Below are 1396 nucleotides of genomic sequence, written 5' to 3' on the forward strand. Positions count from 1 at the left end.
CAGTTGTCCGACACCGACAAGGACCGTCTCATCGACGTTCTCTTTGAACGGATGGATGCGCTCGAGGCGAAGCTGGGCATGAACAGCCAGAACTCGAGCAAGCCGCCATCGTCCGATGGGCTGGCAAAAAAGAAGAAGACGAGTTCGTTGCGCGGGAAGTCCGATAAAGCTGTCGGAGGCCAACCGGGGCACAAAGGCAACACGCTCAAGCGGGTCGCCGAGCCCACCGGCACCAAGGATCATCCGCCGCCGTCGCACTGCAACCGCTGCCACAGTGCGTTGGCCATGGAGCAGGCACAAGTGCTGGAACGCCGTCAGATATTCGATGTGCCGGCGATGAGCTTCGAGGTGATTGAACACCGTGTGTACACGGTGGTATGCGCCTGTGGACAGCGGCATGACAGCGCATTCCCCGCTGCGGTCAGCGAAGTGGCGCAATACGGTCCGAACGTGCGCGCATTGGGCGTGCATTTGACCCAAGGGCAGATGCTGCCGTATGCCCGCGCTGCCGAGTTGATCTGGGAGATGACGGGCTTGTCGGTGTCGCCGGCAACGCTGCACGCTTGGGTTGGCGAGGCCAGCGTGGCCCTGCAGGGCACGGTCGACCTGATAGCGCGACAATTGCATAACGCGCCAGTCCTGTGCGCCGACGAATCGGGCCTGCGCGGGGACGGCAAGCTGCACTGGATGCATGTGGCGGCCACTGCAGAATTGACCTGGTACGGCATGCACGCAAAGCGCGGCTTTGACGCCATCGTCGCGCATGGCATTCTTCCCAAACGCCGCGGTGTACTGGTACATGATTGCTGGGGCCCTTACTGGAAACTCGACGATGGACTGCATGCTTTGTGCAACGCACATCTCCTTCGGGAACTGGTCTACGCGCAAGAGGTAACCGGCCAAGGTTGGCCGGTCGAAATGGCGGAGTTGCTGCTCAACGCCCAACGACTGAGCGCGGCGGCGCGGCAGCAGGGACGCCCGTTTGATGCCGTTGCCATCGCCGCCTTCACCACCGTCTACGACGATATCGTGCGCGAAGGCGAAGAACTGAACCCTCCCAAACTCAAGCCCGACGGAAAATCCGGTCGCTGCAAACAGTCCGACGCCCACAACTTGCTGCGCCGCTTCCGGCTACACGCCGACGCCATCTTGCGTTTCATCGCCGATCCGACCGTCCCGTTCTCGAACAATATTGCGGAAAGGGCCGTCCGCATGCCCAAGGTCAAACAGAAGGTATCGGGCTGCTTCCGCACCGTTGCGGGCGCCGACAATTTCTGCGTCATCCGCTCCTGCCTGGACACTCTACGCAAACAGGGTCACAGCATGTTGGAAGTGCTCCGCCGCGCATTTACTGCCGATCCAATCATGCCAGTGGCGTAGCGGCTGAATAGTTACG

Annotated in this window: 1 protein-coding gene; it reads left to right on the plus strand. The window is 61.3% G+C overall.

The features are described 5' to 3' along the window. Positions 1-1380, plus strand: a 1380-nt coding sequence (locus tag PO883_RS34430) for an IS66 family transposase (protein WP_308606876.1), incomplete at its 5' end; no start/stop codon positions are given. Between the last annotated feature and the right edge of the window lie 16 nt (positions 1381-1396).

The sequence above is a fragment of the Massilia sp. DJPM01 genome (genome assembly GCF_030348125.1).
Classification (GTDB): domain Bacteria; phylum Pseudomonadota; class Gammaproteobacteria; order Burkholderiales; family Burkholderiaceae_D; genus Telluria_A; species Telluria_A frigida.